The sequence below is a fragment of the Rhodobacter sp. P2_H5 genome, assembly GCF_056403335.1.
The window spans coordinates 1-994 of record NZ_JBFUFS010000076.1 but is presented as its reverse complement, the minus strand read 5'-3'; the positions used below and the strand labels follow the sequence as shown (position 1 = coordinate 994).

Below are 994 nucleotides of genomic sequence, written 5' to 3'. Positions count from 1 at the left end.
GGAAGAGGTCGAGCGCGGCTATGGCCTTTTCGGGCGTGCCCACGTCGAGGGAGCAGGAGAATTGGGTGAAATAGTCAGCCACGATGGGCTCCTTTCAGAATGAGAAACCCGTGCCGCGACGGCCGGGTCAAAGTGGGTTGCGTTTTGGGGGGAGAAATCAGCCCGCTTCTGCGGGCTGAGGGGGCTCAGTGGTGGCCTGCGCGGCGGCATGGGCCTGCAAAAGCTCGCGGTAGTAGCGCTTGCGCGCTTCGCGCCAGCTGCGGACTGCGAGCGTGTCGGGGTGCAACCGCCCGATCGCCGTGCGAAGCACCGTGAGAGGGGRGACCTCAGGCGGCACACCGAGGTTCTGATAGGCGCGGCTCATGTCAGCTGACCTCCAGCACCGGCATCACCAGATGCGGATCTACCTCGGCCTCGATCTTCTGGGTTCGGCCCATCCAGGGCTCGGCCCGGATCGACCGCGCCCAATCGGCAAAGCTGGGGATGAAACCCAGATCCTCGCGGACATGTTGTTCGCCTACCCAGCGAGTTGGGATGACCCGACCTGTCGACAGGGTCAGGGTTTTCCCGTGGATCTGCTCCAGCAAGAAAATCCCCTCGGCATGATGACGGAGGGCGCGATGCCTAAAGTCCGCCAGGATGAGCTTCGAGGCATCGAAGAATTCATGGCAGGCGAGATAGTCGTCGACCGTCCCGCCCCATTTCTTTACCGAAGACAGGGCGTGGTGATACGGATGTGCCATCGCCGCCCCTCAGAAATCATGGGTGAAGAGTTCGGACGAAGTGAATCGCTCGTTGAACTCGAGGTGGATGGACCGGGCGCGGGCATCGATGCAGCACTCGCCATAGGCGCCGTCATTGTCCTGCCAGCCGGAATGGGTATCGGAGAGGAGGTCGTAGACCAGCTCTTCGACGGCGCCTTCAAGGGTCAGACGTCGCTCAGTGGGTGCCCCGCTCTGCCAGTCGATGCCGGCAAAGGTGATCTGAGCGGCGG

The 994-nt window shown here is 62.8% G+C and carries 3 protein-coding genes; all 3 read right to left on the bottom strand.

All coding sequences use genetic code 11. The features are described from left to right. Positions 1 to 157 precede the first annotated feature (157 nt). Positions 158 to 364 carry a hypothetical protein gene (locus tag AC1DVR_RS23555; protein ID WP_478003054.1) on the bottom strand — a complete coding sequence of 69 codons (207 nt, stop codon included), beginning with the start codon at positions 362 to 364 and terminating at the stop codon, positions 158 to 160. Between the two features lies 1 nt (position 365). Further along, the gene (locus AC1DVR_RS23550) at positions 366 to 743 is read right to left on the bottom strand and encodes a DUF6915 family protein (protein WP_478003053.1); all 378 of its coding nucleotides are present in this window, start codon (positions 741 to 743) and stop codon (positions 366 to 368) included. A gap of 9 nt (positions 744 to 752) precedes the next feature. Further along, the coding region (locus AC1DVR_RS23545) for a DUF6878 family protein (RefSeq protein ID WP_478003052.1) at positions 753 to 994 on the bottom strand (242 nt) is incomplete at its 5' end.

What these genes read in the sequence shown, in the direction of transcription:
- AC1DVR_RS23550 (WP_478003053.1), bottom strand. Translation starts at nt 743, where the DNA reads ATGGCACATCCGTATCACCACGCCCTGTCTTCGGTAAAGAAATGGGGC.